18 protein-coding genes are annotated in these 18,285 nt (G+C 65.9%); 7 read left to right on the top strand and 11 right to left on the bottom strand.

The window, feature by feature from the left end:
• Positions 1-152: 152 nt before the first annotated feature.
• Positions 153-635 carry a PaaI family thioesterase gene (locus ACQR0W_RS01390; RefSeq protein ID WP_315714838.1) on the bottom strand — a complete coding sequence of 161 codons (483 nt, stop codon included), beginning with the start codon at positions 633-635 and terminating at the stop codon, positions 153-155.
• 196 nt (positions 636-831) lie between these two features.
• Here ACQR0W_RS01390 and purL point away from each other — a divergent pair, with 196 nt between their 5' ends.
• The gene (gene purL, locus ACQR0W_RS01385; RefSeq protein ID WP_316186835.1) at positions 832-3,042 is read left to right on the top strand and encodes a phosphoribosylformylglycinamidine synthase subunit PurL; all 2,211 of its coding nucleotides are present in this window, start codon (positions 832-834) and stop codon (positions 3,040-3,042) included.
• A gap of 190 nt (positions 3,043-3,232) precedes the next feature.
• On the opposite strand, the gene ACQR0W_RS01380 is transcribed toward purL, so the two are convergent.
• Positions 3,233-4,429, bottom strand: a complete 1,197-nt coding sequence (locus ACQR0W_RS01380; RefSeq protein ID WP_316186834.1) for an acyltransferase family protein — start codon at positions 4,427-4,429, stop codon at positions 3,233-3,235.
• A gap of 436 nt (positions 4,430-4,865) precedes the next feature.
• Between ACQR0W_RS01380 and ACQR0W_RS01375 the strand changes: the two genes are divergently transcribed.
• On the top strand, positions 4,866-5,039 hold the full coding sequence (locus tag ACQR0W_RS01375) for a DUF1328 domain-containing protein (protein WP_012045337.1): 174 nt from the start codon (positions 4,866-4,868) through the stop codon (positions 5,037-5,039).
• Positions 5,040-5,121: 82 nt separating this feature from the next.
• On the opposite strand, the gene ACQR0W_RS01370 is transcribed toward ACQR0W_RS01375, so the two are convergent.
• Complete coding sequence (locus ACQR0W_RS01370) at positions 5,122-5,487, bottom strand: DUF427 domain-containing protein (protein ID WP_316170319.1); 366 nt, start codon at positions 5,485-5,487, stop codon at positions 5,122-5,124.
• Between the two features lie 254 nt (positions 5,488-5,741).
• On the opposite strand from ACQR0W_RS01370, the gene ACQR0W_RS01365 reads away from it, so the two are divergent.
• Both ACQR0W_RS01365 and ACQR0W_RS01360 read left to right on the top strand, forming a co-directional pair.
• The gene (locus ACQR0W_RS01365; RefSeq protein WP_315714834.1) at positions 5,742-5,981 is read left to right on the top strand and encodes a BolA family protein; all 240 of its coding nucleotides are present in this window, start codon (positions 5,742-5,744) and stop codon (positions 5,979-5,981) included.
• 32 nt (positions 5,982-6,013) lie between these two features.
• On the top strand, positions 6,014-7,216 hold the full coding sequence (locus ACQR0W_RS01360; RefSeq protein ID WP_315749305.1) for a low temperature requirement protein A: 1,203 nt from the start codon (positions 6,014-6,016) through the stop codon (positions 7,214-7,216).
• On the opposite strand, the gene egtD is transcribed toward ACQR0W_RS01360, so the two are convergent.
• On the bottom strand, positions 7,192-8,163 hold the full coding sequence (gene egtD / locus ACQR0W_RS01355) for an L-histidine N(alpha)-methyltransferase (RefSeq protein ID WP_315749306.1): 972 nt from the start codon (positions 8,161-8,163) through the stop codon (positions 7,192-7,194). The genes ACQR0W_RS01360 and egtD overlap by 25 nt on opposite strands.
• Before the next feature lie 56 nt (positions 8,164-8,219).
• The gene (gene egtB, locus ACQR0W_RS01350) at positions 8,220-9,470 is read right to left on the bottom strand and encodes an ergothioneine biosynthesis protein EgtB (RefSeq protein ID WP_315749308.1); all 1,251 of its coding nucleotides are present in this window, start codon (positions 9,468-9,470) and stop codon (positions 8,220-8,222) included.
• Between the two features lie 303 nt (positions 9,471-9,773).
• On the opposite strand from egtB, the gene grxD reads away from it, so the two are divergent.
• Positions 9,774-10,112, top strand: coding sequence for a Grx4 family monothiol glutaredoxin (gene grxD / locus ACQR0W_RS01345; protein WP_315714830.1), 339 nt, complete (start codon positions 9,774-9,776; stop codon positions 10,110-10,112).
• 9 nt (positions 10,113-10,121) lie between these two features.
• Positions 10,122-10,691 (top strand): O-acetyl-ADP-ribose deacetylase, encoded by a 570-nt coding sequence (locus ACQR0W_RS01340; protein ID WP_315714989.1) that lies wholly within the window; start codon positions 10,122-10,124, stop codon positions 10,689-10,691.
• Positions 10,692-10,744: 53 nt separating this feature from the next.
• On the opposite strand, the gene ACQR0W_RS01335 is transcribed toward ACQR0W_RS01340, so the two are convergent.
• The 6 genes from ACQR0W_RS01335 to murI form a co-directional block, all read right to left on the bottom strand.
• Positions 10,745-11,812 carry a threonine aldolase family protein gene (locus ACQR0W_RS01335; protein WP_316170318.1) on the bottom strand — a complete coding sequence of 356 codons (1,068 nt, stop codon included), beginning with the start codon at positions 11,810-11,812 and terminating at the stop codon, positions 10,745-10,747.
• Between the two features lie 74 nt (positions 11,813-11,886).
• A complete protein-coding gene (locus tag ACQR0W_RS01330) occupies positions 11,887-12,441 on the bottom strand; it encodes a hypothetical protein (protein ID WP_316170317.1) in 555 nt (184 codons plus the stop codon).
• Between the two features lie 203 nt (positions 12,442-12,644).
• Positions 12,645-13,262 (bottom strand): 30S ribosomal protein S4, encoded by a 618-nt coding sequence (rpsD, locus tag ACQR0W_RS01325; protein ID WP_011925811.1) that lies wholly within the window; start codon positions 13,260-13,262, stop codon positions 12,645-12,647.
• A 213-nt stretch (positions 13,263-13,475) separates the two neighbouring features.
• A complete protein-coding gene (locus ACQR0W_RS01320) occupies positions 13,476-14,300 on the bottom strand; it encodes an acyltransferase (RefSeq protein WP_316170316.1) in 825 nt (274 codons plus the stop codon).
• 241 nt (positions 14,301-14,541) lie between these two features.
• Entirely contained in the window at positions 14,542-15,315 is a 774-nt protein-coding gene (locus ACQR0W_RS01315) for an HpcH/HpaI aldolase family protein (RefSeq protein ID WP_316170315.1), read from the bottom strand.
• A gap of 12 nt (positions 15,316-15,327) precedes the next feature.
• Positions 15,328-16,125, bottom strand: a complete 798-nt coding sequence (murI, locus tag ACQR0W_RS01310; RefSeq protein WP_315714825.1) for a glutamate racemase — start codon at positions 16,123-16,125, stop codon at positions 15,328-15,330.
• A gap of 1,010 nt (positions 16,126-17,135) precedes the next feature.
• Between murI and ACQR0W_RS01305 the strand changes: the two genes are divergently transcribed.
• A complete protein-coding gene (locus ACQR0W_RS01305) occupies positions 17,136-18,272 on the top strand; it encodes an HlyD family type I secretion periplasmic adaptor subunit (protein ID WP_315749317.1) in 1,137 nt (378 codons plus the stop codon).
• The last annotated feature ends 13 nt before the right edge of the window (positions 18,273-18,285 follow it).

The following is an 18,285-nucleotide window of genomic DNA, read 5'->3' as shown; positions in this document are numbered from 1 at the left end:
CGGGATGCGCGTGGCGCAGTTCTTCGACCATTTTGCGGCTGTGGTTATGGATTCCGGGCTCATTCGCGCTGCTTCAAAATGGCTACGCCATTTTGCGCGCGAATGCCCCGGAATGACGGAGAGAGTTGAGCGCGATCCCCCTTGCTCCGTCCCTACGGCGAGTTCGCCGCCTCCGGTGTCCGCCGCCTGATGCGCTTGATGGTGCCGGAAAACGAGAACAGCGGCTTTGGGCCGGAATGCAGCATGCCGCGCAGGAAGATCAGCGAGGCGCCGGCGCGGGTGACCTCGCCGGTAGCCTCGATCAGTTCGCCCTCACGCGCGGCATCGAGGAACTCGGACGAGAACGACACCGTGACACCCGGGCCCTGCATGATCGGCGCGGCGAAGGCGAACAGGCAGTAGTCGGCGAAGGTCATCAGGCAGCCGCCGTGGACGTTACCGCCGCCGTTGAGGTGCTTCTTCTCGACCCGGAAGGCGCAGCGGATCGAGCCATCGTCCTCCATCCGGTGCCAGAATGGCCCGGTGTGGGATTCGTAGCTGTCGCGCATCCAGGTCCGCCAGCCGGCGAACTCGCCGTCGGTCGCGATGTGGATGCCAGGGCGGTTCTCGAAGGCGGAACGGGACAGGTCGTGCACGTGTCAGGGCCTTTAACTGTTGATTTACCGTCTTAAATCCGATTGGTCGCCAATCTGCAAATATCCCTTCTGGCGGTCCGGGCCAAAGCTCTGGACAGGGCGGAATAGGGCCGTAAAAGGCCTTTTCCCGCCCTGGCGATCTTTCTATGAAGCAGGCTTCAAGGGACCAGCGGCCCACGGGCAAAGGCATTTCTCCATGCGCAATGAACCGCAGATCACCCCCGAGCTCGTCGCCGCCCACGGGCTGAAGCCCGATGAATATGAGCGCATCCTGAAGCTGATCGGGCGAGTGCCGACCTTCACCGAGCTCGGCATCTTCTCGGCGATGTGGAACGAGCACTGCTCGTACAAGTCGTCCCGCATCCATCTCAAGGGACTGCCGACCAAGGCGCCCTGGGTGATCCAGGGCCCCGGCGAAAACGCCGGCGTGATCGACATCGGCGACGGCCAGGCCGTCGTGTTCAAGATGGAGAGCCACAACCACCCGAGCTACATCGAGCCGTATCAGGGTGCGACCACCGGCGTCGGCGGCATCCTGCGCGACGTGTTCACCATGGGCGCACGCCCGATCGCGTGCCTGAACGCGCTGTCGTTCGGCGCGCCGGAGCATCCCAAGACCCGGCATCTGGTGTCCGGGGTGGTGGCCGGCATCGGCGGCTATGGCAACTCGTTTGGCGTTCCGACGGTCGGCGGCCAGACCCGCTTCCACACCCGCTATGACGGCAATATCCTGGTCAACGCCATGGCGGTCGGCCTCGCCGACGCCGACAAGATCTTCTATGCGGCGGCTTCCGGCGTGAACATGCCGATCGTCTATCTCGGCTCCAAGACCGGCCGCGACGGCATCCACGGCGCCTCGATGGCCTCGGCCGAGTTCGACGATTCCTCGGAGGAGAAGCGCCCGACGGTGCAGGTCGGCGACCCCTTCGCCGAGAAGCTGCTGCTGGAGGCGTGCCTGGAGATCATGGCCGCCGATTGCGTGATCGCGATCCAGGACATGGGTGCGGCCGGCCTGACCTGCTCGGCGGTCGAGATGGGCGCCAAGGGCGACCTCGGCGTCGATCTCGATCTCGATGCCGTGCCGACCCGCGAGATCGGCATGAGCGCCTACGAGATGATGCTCTCCGAGAGCCAGGAGCGCATGCTCATGGTGCTGAAGCCGGAGAAGGAGAAGGAGGCGGAAGCGATCTTCCGCAAATGGGGGCTCGATTTCGCGGTGGTCGGCTACACCACGCCGAGCAAGCGGTTCGTGGTGAAGCATGGCGGCGACGTCATGGCCGACCTGCCGATCAAGGAGCTCGGCGACGAGGCGCCGCTGTACGACCGCCCGCACGTGGCCTCGTCGGCGCTGCCGGTGATCCATGCCCGCGAGGTCAAGCCGCCCCTGGACATCATCCCGGCCCTGGAGAAGCTCGTCGCAACGCCCGATCTGTGCTCCAAGCGCTGGATCTGGGAGCAGTACGACCATGTGATCCTCGGCAACACCGTGCAGCGCCCAGGCGGCGATGCCGCCGTGGTGCGCGTGCAGGATGGCCCGAAGGGGCTTGCGCTCACCGTCGACGTAACGCCCCGCTATTGCGAGGCCGATCCTTTCGAGGGTGGCAAGCAGGCCGTCGCCGAAGCCTGGCGCAACATCACCGCGGTCGGTGGCCGGCCGCTTGCGATCACCGACAATCTCAATTTCGGCAACCCGGAGCGGCCCGAGATCATGGGCCAGTTCGTCGGCTGCCTGAAAGGCATTTCGGAGGCCTGCCGCGCGCTCGACTTCCCCGTCGTCTCCGGGAACGTCTCGCTCTACAACGAGACCAACGGCCGCGCGATCCTGCCGACGCCCTCGATCGGCGGCGTCGGCCTGCTCGATGATTTCACCAAGTCGGCGAGCATCGCCTTCAAGGCCGAGGGCGAGGCGATCCTGTTGATCGGCGAGACCCATGGCTGGCTCGGCCAGTCGGTCTACTTGCGCGACGTCTGCGGCCGGGAGGAGGGCGCTCCGCCGCCTGTCGACCTCGCCGCCGAGAAGCGCATCGGCGATGTCGTCCGCGGCATGATCCATGCGGGCACGGCGACAGCTGCGCATGATCTGGCCGACGGTGGTCTGCTCGTCGCGCTCGCCGAGATGGCAATGGCCTCCGGCATCGGCGCGCGGCTGCTGGCCGCGCCTGCCTCGATCGTGCCGCATGCCTACTGGTTCGGCGAGGACCAGGCGCGCTATCTCGTGACGGTGCCGGAGACCGAGGCTGGCCGCGTGCTGGCCAAGATGCGCGGCGCCGGCGTGCCGTGCACGCGCATCGGCACGACAGGCGGCACTGCGCTGGCGATCGCCGGCGATGGTGCCGTCGAGGTCGCCGCGCTCAAGACGGGATTCGAAAGCTGGCTGCCCAAATACATGGGCGGGTCAGCCGCCTGACCCCGGACGCACGCCGCGGCTGTCACAGTCAGGCACGCTGGCAAACGACGACGGAGTTCGTCGTGAGAGCGTTGGCCTCGCCCAGCGTCATTGCGGGCGCAGCGTAGCAATCCAGGACCGCCATCCGCGGATGCGGTCTGGATTGCGTCGTCGCTGCGCTCCTCGCAATGACGGAGGAGGCAGGACCGTCCTACAACACGTTCTTCGCCCCCGGAATCTGCCTGAGCACCCAGGTCGCGCCCCAGCTCAGCAGCATGCTGCCGACAAAGGCGATCGTCGCCTTGGCGATGGCTGGCAGGCCGAAGTCGAACAGCCAGTACTGGATCCACAGCACGATCGGATAGTGTACCAGGAACATGCCATAGGCATCGGCCTGCATGCGATCGAGCACGGAGAATTCCGAGCGGCGGTTGTTCAGGAAGTAGGACAGGATCGCAAACAGGATCGCGGCGCTGAAGATGACGAACAAGAAGCCATAGGCCGCCTCGTACCATTGCGGCAACACGGGCGGATTGCCCAGCACTTGGCGCTTGATCGTGATGAGCACCCAGAGCAGCGCATAGGGCACGAGCGTGACCACGATCCAGGCCCCGAGTCCGCGCTGCGACATCTGCCCTTCTGCGGCCAGCAGGCCGCGTTCGAAATTGGCCGAGCCGATGCCAGCCCCGACGTAGAAATAGGCGGCGTAGAGCAAGACGCGGCTGGCCTGCACCGAGAGCGGCCCTGCCTCGAACCACAACGTCGGGCCGAAATAGAGCCGGGACGGGATGTAGAGCCCGCCCGTGATCAGCAGGAAGACGAAGAAGAAGTCGCGCGGATGCTCGAAGGCGCGCTGCGACAGCCGATTGATCGGATCCAGCAGGCGCGGCGAGACGCGGTACAAAAGGGCTGCCGAGGTGTCGAACGCCAGCAGCACCCAGATGAACCAGATCGGCCCGCTCGGCCATGGGCCGACCGTGACCGTCTTCCACCAGAAGGCAGCGAAGCGGGCGTCGGGATTGGCGCGCAGCTCGATCGCGTAATAGGCAAGCGGAATGACGGTCAGGGCCGCGATGGCGAAGGGCAGGCCAAGGCGCAATAGCCGGTCACGCAGGAACTGCAGCGTCGACTTGTGGGCAAGGCCCGACCACACGAACAGGCCCGACAGAAAGAAGAACATGGCCATGAAGAAGCTGTCGGTGGCCAGCACGATGGCGTCGAAACCGAGGAAGGACGTCGGATCGGTGTGCCCGAAATAGGTATAGGGAATCACGGCGTGGTGGAGCAGCACCACCAGCGTCAGGAATGTCCGGGCGTGATCGAGCGCGGCGTTGCGTGCCCGAGCGCGCGGGCGGGCCTGAAGCTCGACCTTTGCGGCCGCCGCCGATTGTGTAACCGATATGACCATACGCCCCCCCCGGCGTCGCTGCTGCCCGGCCCGTGCAGCGGATGTGACGTTCGCATCCTCCTTCGCCGCGGGGCGTCATGCAAACGTCGTCCAAGGCTGCGCGAGCTGGAATGAGTGGATGAGCTCGTGTGACCCTGTGGCACCGCCATTCGCTGGAGTCGCCCAAAAGCGAGCGAATGACGGCGCCGGACTACCAGATGTCGTCGTTGGTGCTGCAAATCAGCAAGTGCCGCGGTCCGCAAGCCGGTTTCTCACACACTCTGCCGATTTCCGCTCCGGATATCCTTACGAACCGACGACCTACGAAGTTACGGCCGGGACTGTCGTGGGTTGCGCATTTCTTCGGCACCGGGACCGATGGCCGAAGGAACCGGTTCCCCGCGTCATCGTTAGTGAGGCGCCGCGCCGGCGCGGCGCAGAACCGGAGGACCATACCGTGACTATTCTCAAATGGGCGCTGCTGTTCTTCGTGATCTCGGTGGTGGCCGGTATTCTCGGCTTCACCGGCATCTCGGCAGCTTCCGCCGACATTGCGCGGATCCTGTTCTATATCTTCCTGGTGATCTTCCTCGTGCTGCTGATTCTCGGGCTTACGATTTTCAGAGTGTAGCACGCCATCAGGTCAGTGACCGAAACGACCGCCGCGCCGGTATGGGCCTCGTGCCGGCCGCGCGGCGGGCTGTCACCGCAGTTCAATCAGCTGCGACCTCCTCGATCCGCACCTTGTCCGGATAGAACGCCAGGTGGCCCGAGATCTCGGTCATCGCCGGGAAGGGCGCCTCGTAGCTCCAGATCGCATTGTCCAATGTCTTGCCGTTGGCGATGACGCTGAAATAGCTCGCATCCCCCTTGTACGGACAATGGGTGACACGATCAGTCTTCTGCAGGGCCGCCATGTTGGCGTCGGCCCGCGGCACGTATTGAACCGCGGGGTAGCTCGCTTCCTTCAGCGTCAACGCGCGGGTGGTGTCGGCAATCACGACGCCGTCGGCGATCACCCGTACGCGTTTCGGATTGGGGGTGACGGTGATCGGATGATCCGGTCCTGGAAGCTTCATGTCGTCGTCCTCGCGATTCGGCCTTTTGGGTGCGTCACCCAGTCCGACACATCTCGTCTGATCCCGGTATATAGTGGTTCCGCGCGTGACCTCGAGAGCGGTTCGCGCTAGATTTCGCCATCACGGTCCCGCGAGAACGCCTTGATTCGCCGTGCTCGGCGGGCCACTGATGGGAGTGCAGCCAAGCCGCGGGCCCTGCGGGCTACATCGTCCACGGGATGCGGCGCCTGCCCGACACAAGGAGATGCACCGGGATGCCCATGGATGCCCACGATATCGAGCAGATGATCAAGTCTGCCATCCCTGACGCACAGGTGACGATTCGCGATCTCGCTGGCGACGGCGACCATTACGCCGCGACGGTGATCTCGGAATCGTTCCGCGGCAAATCCCGCGTTCAGCAGCATCAGCTCGTCTATCAATCGCTGCGCGGCCAGATGGGTGACGTGCTGCATGCTCTGGCCCTGCAGACCGGGGTGCCGGACCAGCGCTGACTGCTTAGGGGGAGATCGCGCATCCGGGGGAGATGGCGGTGGACAATCCGCGTGGTGCGCTGTTTCGCGTCATCGAGCCGAACCGGCACAGCCGGGTCACGTTCGTCGAGCTGTTCTTCGATCTCGTCTTCGTCTACGCGGTCACGCAGATCTCGCACTATCTGATCGGCCATTTCTCGCCGCTCGGCGCCGCCCAGACGGCCGTTCTGTTTCTCGCGGTCTGGTGGGTGTGGGTCTACACCGCCTGGGTTACCAACTGGCTCGATCCCGAGAAGGCGCTGGTCCGAGGTCTCTTGTTCGCGCTGATGCTGGCGGGCCTCGTTCTGTCGATGTCGATCCCGCGGGCGTTCGAGGACCGCGGCCTGTGGTTCGCCATGGCCTACGCCGCCATGCAGGTCGGCCGGACCGCGTTCTGGCTGACCGCGACGCCGCCGCAGCGATCTGCCGTCCGCCGCAACGCCGCCCGCATTCTCTCCTGGCTCAGTGCCTCCGCCGTGCTCTGGCTGCTCGGCGGCCTTGCCGAGGGCCCGGCACGGATGGGGCTGTGGGGGGCGGCGCTCACCCTGGAATATGCGTCGCCGGCCGTCCGCTTCTGGGTCCCCGGGCTGGGTGCCTCCACCGTCGAGGACTGGATGGTCGAAGGCGGCCACATGGCGGAGCGCTGTGCGCTGTTCATCATCATCGCGCTCGGCGAATCCATCGTCGTCACCGGCGCGACCTTTGCCGAGCTCGACTGGACCGGAGCCAACATTGCCGCCTTCGCCAGCGCCTTCATCGGCACGGTGGCGATGTGGGCGGTGTACTTCAACCGCGGCGCTGAGGCGGGATCGGAAGTGATTTCGCAGTCGGCGCAATCCGGGCTGATGGCGCGCTCGGCCTACACCTACTTGCACATGCCGATCGTCGCCGGCATCATCGTGTCGGCGGTGTCGGACGAGATCGTCCTGAAGCACCCCCTCGGGCATACCGACCTGAATATGGCGGCGACGACGATCGGCGGTCCGTTCGTGTTTCTGCTCGGGACCATCCTCTTCAAGTTCAACATCCGCGGCTTCCTGCAGTTGTCGCACGGCGCCGGACTGCTCGCACTGATCGGGCTCGGCTGGTTCGCGACCGAACTGTCGCCTCTCGTGCTTTCGGCGCTGACGAGCGCGCTACTGGCGATCGTCGCGCTGTGGGAGACGCTGTCGTTGCGGTCGAAGCCGGAGCCTCACGCCTCGGCGACGAGCGCCTGAACCGAGAACATCTTCTCGGCATCCGTCCACACGGTCTGGACTTTCCAGCCGGATCCGCGGGCCAGCGCGCCGAAGCGCGCGATGCTGTATTTGTAGCTGTTCTCGGTGTGGATGCTCTCGCCGGCCCGGAACGAGATGGTGGTGCCGAGTAGCCGCACCGTTTGCGGCTTCCGCGCCACCAGATGCATCTCGATGCGGTGCTGCTCGCGATTGTAGATCGCGCGGTGGACGAAGGCGGACAGGTCGAAATTGCCGCCGAGTTCGCGGTTGATCCGCAGCAGCAGGTTGAGATTGAAGCGCGCGGTCACGCCGGCCGCGTCGTTGTAGGCGGCGTGCAGCACACGTTCGTCCTTCTCCAGGTCGACGCCGACGATCATCCGTGCGCCGGTCCCCAAGATCTCGCGTGCCGAGCGCAGGAAGCGGCACGCCTCATGCGGCTCGAAATTGCCGATCGTCGATCCCGGAAAGAAGCCGACCTTCGGCTTGCCTTCGATGGCGTCAGGTAGTTTGAACGACGTCGTGAAGTCGGCGACGACCGGGTGCACGGCGAGCTGCGGGAAGTCGCGGCGCAGGCTGTCGGCCTGTGCGGTCAGGAACTCGCCGGAAATATCGACCGGCACGTAGGCCGCGAAGCGGCAGCTTTCCAGCAGCAGCCGCACCTTGGTGGTGGCGCCGGCGCCGAACTCGACCAGGGCGGCATCGTCGGGAATGACTGCCGCGATCTCGGCGCCGCGATCCCTCAAGATGCCGAGCTCGGTCCGCGTCGGATAGTACTCCGGCAGGCGCGTGATCTGCTCGAACAGATCGGATCCGGCGGCATCGTAGAAATATTTCGGCGATAGCTGCTTGGGCTGCTGGGCGAGGCCTGCGACGGCGTCCGTCGCAAAGGCCGACGTCTTGTCGTCGGGGAGATGGGCGTCGAGCAGCGCGTTGACGTGCACGTTCATGATACTCTCCTGGACGCGCACACACGCGCGACTGTCGGGCAACGAATGCTGATAGCTCAGGTGTAGTCGGCGAGCCGGAGCCCGGTGAATTGCCAGCGATGATGCGGATAGAAGAAGTTGCGATAGGTGACACGGCTGTGGCCCACCGGCGTCGCGAGCGATGAGCCGCGCAGCACCAGTTGATTGACCATGAACTTGCCGTTGTACTCGCCGAGCGCACCCTCCATGGCACGATAGCCGGGATAGGGACTGTAGGCGCTGCGGGTCCACTGCCAGACAATGCCGAAGGCATCGTTGAGCTGGTTGCCGCGCGCGGCGACCTCCCATTCCATCTCGGTCGGCAGATGCTTGCCGCGCCAGCGGGCAAAGGCGTCAGCTTCGTAGTAGCTGACGTGGCACGCCGGAGCAGCGGGATCGACCGGCCGCAGTCCGCCCAGCGTCATGATGCGCCATTCGCCCTCGACCTTGTACCAATGCCCGGGAGCCTGCCAGCCCTCGCGGCTGGCGGTGGCGAAGCCGTCCATGAGCCAGAGTGTGGCGGTCCGGTAGCCGCCGTCATCCATGAAGGCGAGCCACTCGGCATTGGTGACGAGATTGCGCGCGATGCCCACCGGCCCGACCAGCGCGCGATGGGCCGGCTCCTCATTGTCGAAATGGTAACCATCGCCGGCGTGCCCAACGGTATGGATGCCCTCGGGGAGGTGAACCCAATCCTCGCCCGTTTCCGTGGGGGCAGGGAAGGTCCAGGAAGGATCGTAGGCCGGGGCCGTCGGGTTCTGCGCGAACGCATGCAGGATATCGGTCAGCATCAGCTCCTGATGCTGCTGCTCATGGTTGAGGCCCACCTCCACGAGCGGCGCCACCGCGGTCAATGTGGCGGTATCGGCGCTGCCCAGGAAGTCCACCATCGCCGCATCGACATGCCGCCGATATGCCGTGACCTCGGCCACGCCCGGGCGGGTGATCAGGCCGCGCTCGCCCCGCGTGTGGCGCGGGCCGGCACTGACGTAATAGGAATTGAACAGGAACGCGTAATCGGCGTGAAAAGGGGTATATCCCGGGCAGTACTCGCCCAGCACGAACTGCTCGAAAAACCAGGTCGTATGGGCGCGATGCCACTTGGCAGGACTGGCGTCCGGCATCGACTGGATGACCTGATCCTCCGGGCTCAGCGGCGCCGCGCGCCGCTCGGTCTCGCCCCGGACGGCGAGGTACGCCTCGGTCAGGCGCCCGGCGAGGGAGCCGGACCTGCTCTGAAGCGCATCAGTAACGGGGATCGGGGCCGTAGCGGAGGCAGAACTGGTCACGAGGGTCTCCGTTTGCCAGCAGAAAACGATGTTCGACGGAACAAGTTCCTTTCGACAGTTCGTCCTAAATAGGGGCTTGGTTACGGGATGAAACCCTCGTGCCGGCTATAATATTGCTGCCGTCAGCCTATGGTCCGGCCGGGGCCTGGGTCGCCGGCCGATCCTCGGCATTTTACTTTGGTTGAACAACGGTTTGCGCTACATATAGAGAAGTGACGGTCGGCTGCGGACGAAATCCGTCCGGTGGCGATCAGCGCGCACCGAGCCCCAGGCGTTCCTTGAGGCGCCCTAGAGGAAGCGAAGATGAGCATTGAGCAATTCATTGACAATGAAGTGAAGTCGAACGACGTCGTCCTGTTCATGAAGGGGACGCCGCAGTTTCCGCAGTGCGGATTTTCCGGCCAGGTCGTGCAGATCCTGGACCATGTCGGCGTCGGCTATAAGGGCCTCAACGTTCTCGAATCCGCCGAGCTGCGCAACGGCATCAAGACGTTCTCGAACTGGCCGACGATTCCGCAGCTCTATGTGAAGGGCGAGTTCGTCGGCGGCTGCGATATCGTGCGCGAGATGTTCCAGAGCGGCGAGCTGCAGCAGCTGTTCACCGACAAGGGCATCCCGGTCGGCACGGCGGCCTCTGTCTGAGCTATCCGGCTGAGCTATCCGGTCCGAAAGGTCGGCGCGACCCGATTCGAGGTCATCGTCGCCGACATCACCAAGCTCGGCGTTGACGCCATCGTCAACGCCGCGAACTCGTCTCTGCTCGGTGGTGGAGGCGTCGACGGTGCGATCCACCGTGCGGCGGGACCGGACCTCGTCATGGAGTGCCGCATGCTCCATGGCTGCAGGACCGGCGAGGCCAAGATCACCAAAGGCTACCGGCTGCCGGCCCGCCACGTGATCCACACCGTTGGCCCGGTCTGGCAGGGCGGCGACCGCGGCGAGCCGGAGCTGCTGGCCTCGTGCTACCGGCGCTCGATCGAGCTGTGTCACAAGCATCGTTTGGACTCGGTCGCGTTCCCCGCGATCTCGACGGGCATCTTCCGCTTCCCTGCGGATCGTGCGGCATCGATAGCGGTCGCCACTTCGATCGAGACCATCAGCGCGGAGACGTCGCTGTCGCAGATCGTGTTCTGCTGCTTTTCCGATGCGAGTGCCGAGTTGCACGATGAGGCGTTGAGCCGGGCCGTCGAGAGCCGCGCTCGCAAGGGATCGCCGCGCTGACAGCGGCGTGCCCTGTGCGGCATTAGGTCTGCCGGGCGCGCGTGCGATGATCCTCATGCCCTGCGTACGATCTCCCTGACGTGGCCGATCGTCTCTTCGATCATGGCGGCTGTCACGTCGAGATGGGTGCAGGCGCGGATGCGGCCGTCCATCATCGCCAGCAGCACGCCGCGCTTGCGCAATTCACTCACCATCGTCTCGCCGGACACGCCGGCGCCGTCCGGCTTGAAGAACACCAGATTGGTCTCCGGCTCCTGGACCTCCACACCCTGGATCTGCGACAGCCCGCGTGCCAGCGCCCGCGCATTGGCATGATCCTCGGCGAGCCGGTCGACGTGATGATCGAGCGCATAGATGCAGGCCGCGGCGACCACGCCGGCCTGGCGCATCGCGCCGCCGAGCCGCTGCTTCCAGCGCCACACCTCGTCGATGAAGGCGGCGCTGCCGGCGAGCACGCCGCCGATCGGCGCGCCCAGCCCCTTGGAGAAATCGATCCAGGCCGAATCCCAGCCCGCGGTCATCTCGGCCGCCGGAATGCCGGTGGCAACCGTCGCGTTGAGCAGCCTTGCGCCGTCCATGTGCGTCGCCATGCCGTTCGCCTTGGCGATCTCGGCGATCTCGTCGAGCGCGGCCTTCTTCCAGATCGTGCCGCCGCCGATATTGGCGGTCTGCTCGACACTGACGACGGTCTGCGGCGGCTGGTAGCGTGAGCGCGGATGCAGCGCGGCGCGGAACGTCTCCGGTGTGAACTGTCCGTCGGGCCCCTTCAATTGCGTCACCTGGAAACCGCCGAGCGCCGCATGCGCGCCGCCCTCGCGCGAGATGATGTGCGCGGTCTCGTGTGCCAGGATCTCGTCACCTGGGCGGCAATGCACCAGCGTTGCCGCGACATTGCACATCGTACCCGACGGCATCAGCACGGCGGCTTCCTTGCCGAGCAGCGCGGCGACGCGGCCGCACAATTCATGCACGGTCGGATCGTCGCCGATCTGCTCGTCGCCGACCTCGGCCCGCGCGATGGCCTCGCGCATCGCGGGCGTCGGGCGGGTCTGCGTGTCCGACAACAGATTGACGCGCACGGGCGGCGCCTTGGGATCACGCGCAGGCGGGGTGTAATACATCGGCGGTCCTCGTTCGGCTTATCACGACCCGGACCTTACCCAACTCGCATCGCCCCCGCAAAACGCCTCCTCGATTACGCCGCGCGCGGCGGGTTGAGCCAGATGTCCGGCCGCCGCAACGGCTTGCTCTCGATCGGCTCGGCGACCAGCGGCGGCGCCTCGGTGCAATCGAACACCCAGGGTTCGAGCGGGCTCTGCCGTGACGGTGAAAGAAGCAGCGCGGCGCCCGGGCGTTGCCGCTTGATGTTCCAGCCCATGTTCACCGCGGCCCAGCCGACCAGCATGGTGTGCCATTCGTCGGCGAGCTCGCGCGAATCGTCGAAACAGTGGAGGAGCTCGAGCGCGTAGGGATCGTGGCGAAGCTGCGCGTCGGCAAAGGTGAGCCCGGTCCCGACATGGCGGATCACATGGGCTGTCGCATCGGACTGGACGTGCCAGCAGGAGCGTTCGAGAATGTCGAAGACGGTCGAGGGATAGAGGCCGTCGTTGAAGCGATAGCGGACGCCGGAGGTCCGTGCGCGTAACGGCGGAGCGCTGAGCGGCGGCGCCCGCAACGGCGGCAGAGGCGGGGCGCCGACCGCATCGGTCGGCAACGCACCGAAGATGATATTGCGCCTGTTGAACTCCATGGCGAACGCCCCGCTACTTTACAACTGCCGACAGTGAATCACGGGTTAGACTCGCTGTCAGCCCAGGTGGGGCGTTTTCGTGGCAAGTGTGGCATTCGGGAATCGGTTCGCCCCATCCGAAAACAAGCTCAAAAAGAAAAGGCCCCGGCGCATGCCAGGGCCTTCGGATTATCAGATGGGGCCGGACCGCGGTCCGGTCAAGCTCAGCGCGAGTAGAACTCGACGATCAGATGCGGCTCCATCTGCACCGCGAACGGCACGTCCGACAGCGCGGGGATGCGGATGAACTTCGCGGTCATCTTGGAGTGATCGGCCTCGATGTAGTCGGGCACGTCACGCTCGGCGAGCTGGGTCGCTTCCAGCACCACGGCGAGCTGCTTGGAGGCTTCCTTGACCTCGATCACGTCGCCCGGCTTGACTTGGTAGCTCGCGATGTTGACCTTGCGGCCGTTCACCTTGATGTGGCCGTGGTTGATGAACTGGCGCGCCGCGAACATGGTCGAGACGAACTTGGCGCGGAACACGACGGTGTCGAGACGGCGCTCGAGAATGCCGATCAGGTTCTCGCCGGTGTCGCCCTTGAGACGGCCGGCCTCGACATAGATGCCGTGGAACTGGCGCTCGGAGATGTTGGCGTAGTAGCCCTTCAGCTTCTGCTTGGCGCGCAGCTGCACGCCGAAGTCCGAGAGCTTGCCCTTGCGGCGCTGGCCGTGCTGGCCGGGGCCGTATTCGCGGCGGTTGACGGGGCTCTTCGGGCGGCCCCAGATGTTCTGGCCCATGCGGCGATCGATCTTGTACTTCGCCTCACTGCGCTTAGTCATCGCGTCCTCTTCGATCAAGTTAGGGTTTGAGGAAACGCGCCCTCCTGTGTGTCCGGGAAACCCGGTCCACCGACAGGCCCATCCCCAAAGCATGAAGGGAGAAGGCCACGGGTCGCGAAACGCAACGCGGGCCGAAAGCGGCCCGCGAGCAGGGCGGTTCTTAAGCGAGAAACCGCTGCCTTGTCAAACCGCAACCGCCCCTTTGCCGGCAAATCACGCCTGTGGCCCGCTCAGGACGGTCATTTTCTGTCGCGCCGCCTCGCATCCCAGGTCGGCCTCCGCCGGCCCGCGCCCGGGAACCGGGCGGGCCCGCAGCTCGGCCGCGATCTCGCCATTCAGCACCTGCTCGAGCCGGATCGCCGTCCTGGCGATCATGGCGCCGTCGGTAACCCGGTGATCCCAGCGGATCAGGATGGGAATCGTCTGGTCCGGCCCGACGACGTCGTAATTGATGATGAACGGTCCCGGGCTCAGGGCAAGGAGCTGGCCGCCGCCGCAGGCCGCGACGCTGGTGACGGAGAAATTGCCGAACCAGTTGGCGCGCTGGCGGCCGAAATTCAGCCCGACCCACCAGGCGAACCGGCGCAGTGGCAACGGCAGCCGGGTCGCCCGCATGATCTTGCGGAACATAGCGACGTCCCCGACCGGCGCCTCCTTGCCCTGCCGGATCACCGCGTCGATCTCGGCCAGCGACATGTCCTCCGGCCCGGAGACGCGCTGCGGCAGCACGCAATCCTCGCCATTCTCGACCCGGGCAATGGTGACGGTGGCGACGCTGCGCGGCAGCTCGTAGAGGCAGCGCCGCGGCCACCCGGTGTAGAGCGTGCGCAGGACCGGCTCGTCGCGGGCGACCAGGGCGAACGCCTTGACGAAGAGCGCGGCGAAACCGGGCGGGCGGACGGCCGCGGCGCGGGCCTCCAGCAGCGGCCCGATCTGGATCGTCCGGGCTAGCGACACGAACGGTACGCCGCGCGAGGCGTGCATCAGATCGATGATCAGACGGCGGTGCAGCGAAATCGGCCTGGTGGTTCCGCGCATCCTGAACCTGTCGCTCCCGTTCGTTCTGCTTGGCCTGGTCCGGCTCCCCGGCGGCGGCTGCTGTTAACACCGCAGGCCGGGTTACGGAAGCGCCGTTCGAGGGCGCCGGCGAGGCGAGCGGCTTGGCCTCAGACCCCGAGGACGGCCGGCGACAGGCCGAAAATCGTCTTCTTCCTCATGGTCTTCTCCCGCAAAGTTGTTTTTCGTTTGAAACATGAAGCGCGGCTCGAAACGGCGCGAATCAGCGCTTGATCCCCTCGAAGCTCGCGGCGATGCCGCGCTGGAACAAGGACCAGTCGAAGCCGAGCGCCAGCGCCACGTAACCGCGTTCGATCATCGCATTGGCCTGATCGGCCGAGCGCGCGGCGCCGCCGATCGGCACGCCTGATCTGAGGATGCCGGCCTCGGCGCGGGCGATCAGGGATTTCACTTCGGGATCATCGAGCTGGCCGCGCTTGTTGATCGAGGTGGCGAGATCGCCCGGGCCGATCACCGCGATGTCGATGCCGGGCGTGGCCATGATCTCGTCGATCCGCTCGACCGCCTCGACATGCTCGATCGTGACCATGCAGACCATGTCGTCGTCGGCGGTGGCCATGTAGTCGGCCATCGACACGTTCCAGCGGAAGGGGGCGTGGAACGGACCCCACAGGCGGTCGCCGCGCGGCGGATAGCGCACGCTGCGCACGGCCTTCTCGGCGTCCGCGCGGCTGGAAATCATCGGGAAGTTGATGCCGAGCGCGCCGAGGTCCATCGGCGCCTTGGCGAGATGCGGCTCGTTGGCGGCGATGCGCACCAGCGGCACGCAGGGCGTGCCTGCGGTGGCCATGATCATCGCGTGCGCGGTGGAGAGATCGATCGGCCCATGCTCGAGGTCGACGATGATCCAGTCGAGCGACTGCGCCATGATGCGCACGGTCTGGATGCTCGGGATGGTGGCGATGGCGCCGAACGTAGGCCTCTTGTCGCGCCAGGCCTGCTTGAGGCGGTTGAGCGGTTTGGGCGCTGCGGCCATCGGCGGTCTCCGTCAGGCCGGGACGCGGCCGCCGAAATAGGGCGTGAGCGCGCGGCCGAGCTGATGTGGCTTGTTCGAGGTGAAGATCATGGTGGCGCCGCCATCGTCGGGGCCGCCAGCCGGGGGGCCCAGCAGGTCGACGACACGGCGCGCGATGGCGGGCGCGGGATCTATCCAGGTCACCGGCCAGGGCGCCAGGCGTTCGAGCCGATCGAGCAGCAGCGGATAATGCGTGCAGGCGAGCACGACGGTGTCGGTCCGGCCCGCGGGATCGGCGGCGTCGCCCACGAAGCAAGGCGCGATCTCGGCGGCAATGGCCGCGTCGCTGACCTGGGTTCCGCTGAGCGCGGCCTCCGCCAGTGACGCGAGTTCCGGCGAGCCGACCAGCGTGACGGCGCAGCCCCGCGCGAAGTCGCGGATGAGGGCGTGGGTGTATTCGCGCTGCACCGTCGCCTTGGTGCCGAGCACGGAGACGCGCTTCGTCAGGGATTGCGCGCAGGCCGGCTTGATCGCCGGCACGGTGCCGACGAACGGCGTCGCGTAGGCCGCGCGCAGCGGCGCCAGCGTCTGCACCGAGGCGGTGTTGCAGGCGATCACGACGAGGTCCGGCTCGTGCGCGGCGATCAGCTCGCCCATCAGCGGCACCACGCGGGCGATCAGCGCCGCCTCGCTGTGATGGCCGTACGGAAAGAACGCGTCGTCGGCGACATAGACGTAGTGGGCATCGGGCCGCGCCCGCACCACCTCGCGCAGCACGGACAGGCCGCCGAGGCCTGAGTCGAAGACGAGAATCGTAGGGCGATGGGTCACGCGGCGAGTCTACCGGATCGGGGAGGCGGATTCAGTCGGTTTTTCTGCGGGATTTGGCGGGAGTGAGGCGCTTGGGTGTGTTCGGGCAGCGGGGGCGAAGGTTCAAAGCTGCGCATTGGGGCCACGGTGGCTGTCAAAATCTCAGTGTCATCCGGCGAACGCCGGGATCCATAACCACCGGCGGGGTTGGGCGTGCGAGCTGGACGCTCCAGCGTGCGTCACACGACCGCTGCGGAGTATGGTCCCGGGGGCGGCGCCGCGCCAACGCTGACGCGTTGCCGCAGCTTGCCCGGGACGACAGTGGAGACGCAGGCGTCATTGCGAGGAGCGTAGCGACGAAGCAATCCAGAGTCGTCGCGGGACTCTGGATTGCTTCGCTTCGCTCGCAATGACGCCGAGACATGAAGAGCGTGAAACATGCGCTCTCATCCTCGCGCCCGCTTTCGCGTCCGAGTTTTGCTCGTCTGATCGCCCTCTCGAGAATGAGGGCGCGGGAAAGGCCGGGTGCCGGTCGCACCCATGGCCCGCCTGCGAAAAAAATGCAGGCGGCAGGAACCACAGGTACGGGCCGGATCATCCCGGCCTTCCCCGCGCAATGGTTTGAACGGCTTATACGTGATCTCCCCGGGGATCGGCTTTCTTGCCCCCGTCGCCAGCGCGCTCGTCGAACTCGCAGCGCCAGCTTGGCATCAGCACCGGGATGCCAGGACCACACGACTTCGCCGTACGCATCGGATCGTTCGTCGGCATGATCGCTCACGCTGCAACCCGACACGCCCACCGCATCCCGCACCCAACGCTCGTGACGATCGCGAAACGCCCCTCAAGTGAGGCGGGACGGCGCGGATCATAGCATGCAATTCCGAAAAACAGAAGAAGAATCTTCGAGGCCGCCGGCCGAAACCGTGATCCCCTTGTAACGATTTGGCAAACCTGATTTTTGCTGCCGGCAATCTCGCCTTGCTCGGATGGGCGGAGGATGTTTCCTCCCAGGCTGGGAGGAGCCTGCGATGATGGGGCAAGCGCTGGTCGAACTCGACCGCACCGTGACCGAGGCCGAGCGCCGCCGCGTCGCGCAGGGCCTGATGCAGGCGCGGCTCGATGTCGCCCGGCTCGGCGTGCTGCGCGACAGCTTCGCCGATCTCGCCGAGCTGCGGCCGCTGGTGGTGCCGCAAGGCGCCACGCCCAACGACGTCGCGCGCATCCGCGCCGCGCTGCAGGCGCAAGCCGCCGAACAGCTGTCGAAGCTCGCCTCCAACCTGCAGCAGATCGCGCAGAAGCGCGCCGAGGCGCAGTCGATCGAGGCCGCGATCGCCAAGATCGACGCCACCTTGCCGTTCCTGCAGGAGACCGCCGACATCCGCCGCAACGCCAAGGAGATCCAGTACGGCAACCAGATCGCCTTCATCGATGCGCAGTCGCGGCTGATCGATCAGCAGAGCGAGCGCGTCGTTCAGACGCGGCGCTTGGCCGAGATCGAGGCCGCGCGATTGGCGCTGGAACAGCAACTGGCGCAGACCCGCTCGGGCTTCGAGCGCCAGGTGCTGTCCGATCTCACTGATGCCGAGAAGAAGACCGACGAGCTGACGCAGGACCTCGTCAAGGCCGAGCGCAAGGTCGCCGAGCAGGTGCTGCGCGCCCCGATCGACGGCACCGTGCAGCAGCTCGCGCTGCACACCGTCGGCGGCGTCGTCACACCGGCGCAACAACTGATGCTCATCGTGCCTGCCGACAGTCAGCTCGAGACTGAGGTCATGATCGCCAACCGCGACATCGGCTTCGTCAATATCGGCCAGCCGGCCGAGATCAAGATCGACACCTTCAACTTCACCCGCTACGGCCTCGTCCACGGCAAGGTACTGAGCGTCTCGCAGGACTCCATCGTCCGCGAGAAGCCGGCCGACAAGCAGAACGGCGGCAAGTTGGCTGGCGCGCTCGCCGAGACCAGCGAGCCGGCGGGGCAGGAGTTCATCTACTCGGCGCGGGTGTCGCTGGACGAGAAGCAGATGCAGGTCGAGGATAAGATGGTGGCGCTGGCGCCAGGCATGGCGGTGACGGTGGAGATCAAGACGGGGACACGGCGGATCATCGAGTATGTGATGTCGCCGCGCTTGAGGTATCGGCACGAGAGCTTGAGGGAACGATGACCGTCTTGATCGA

Source organism: Bradyrhizobium sp. HKCCYLRH1034, assembly GCF_051168375.1.
In the GTDB taxonomy this organism is placed as follows: Bacteria; Pseudomonadota; Alphaproteobacteria; order Rhizobiales; family Xanthobacteraceae; genus Bradyrhizobium.
This window is presented reverse-complemented; position numbering and strand designations above follow the sequence as displayed.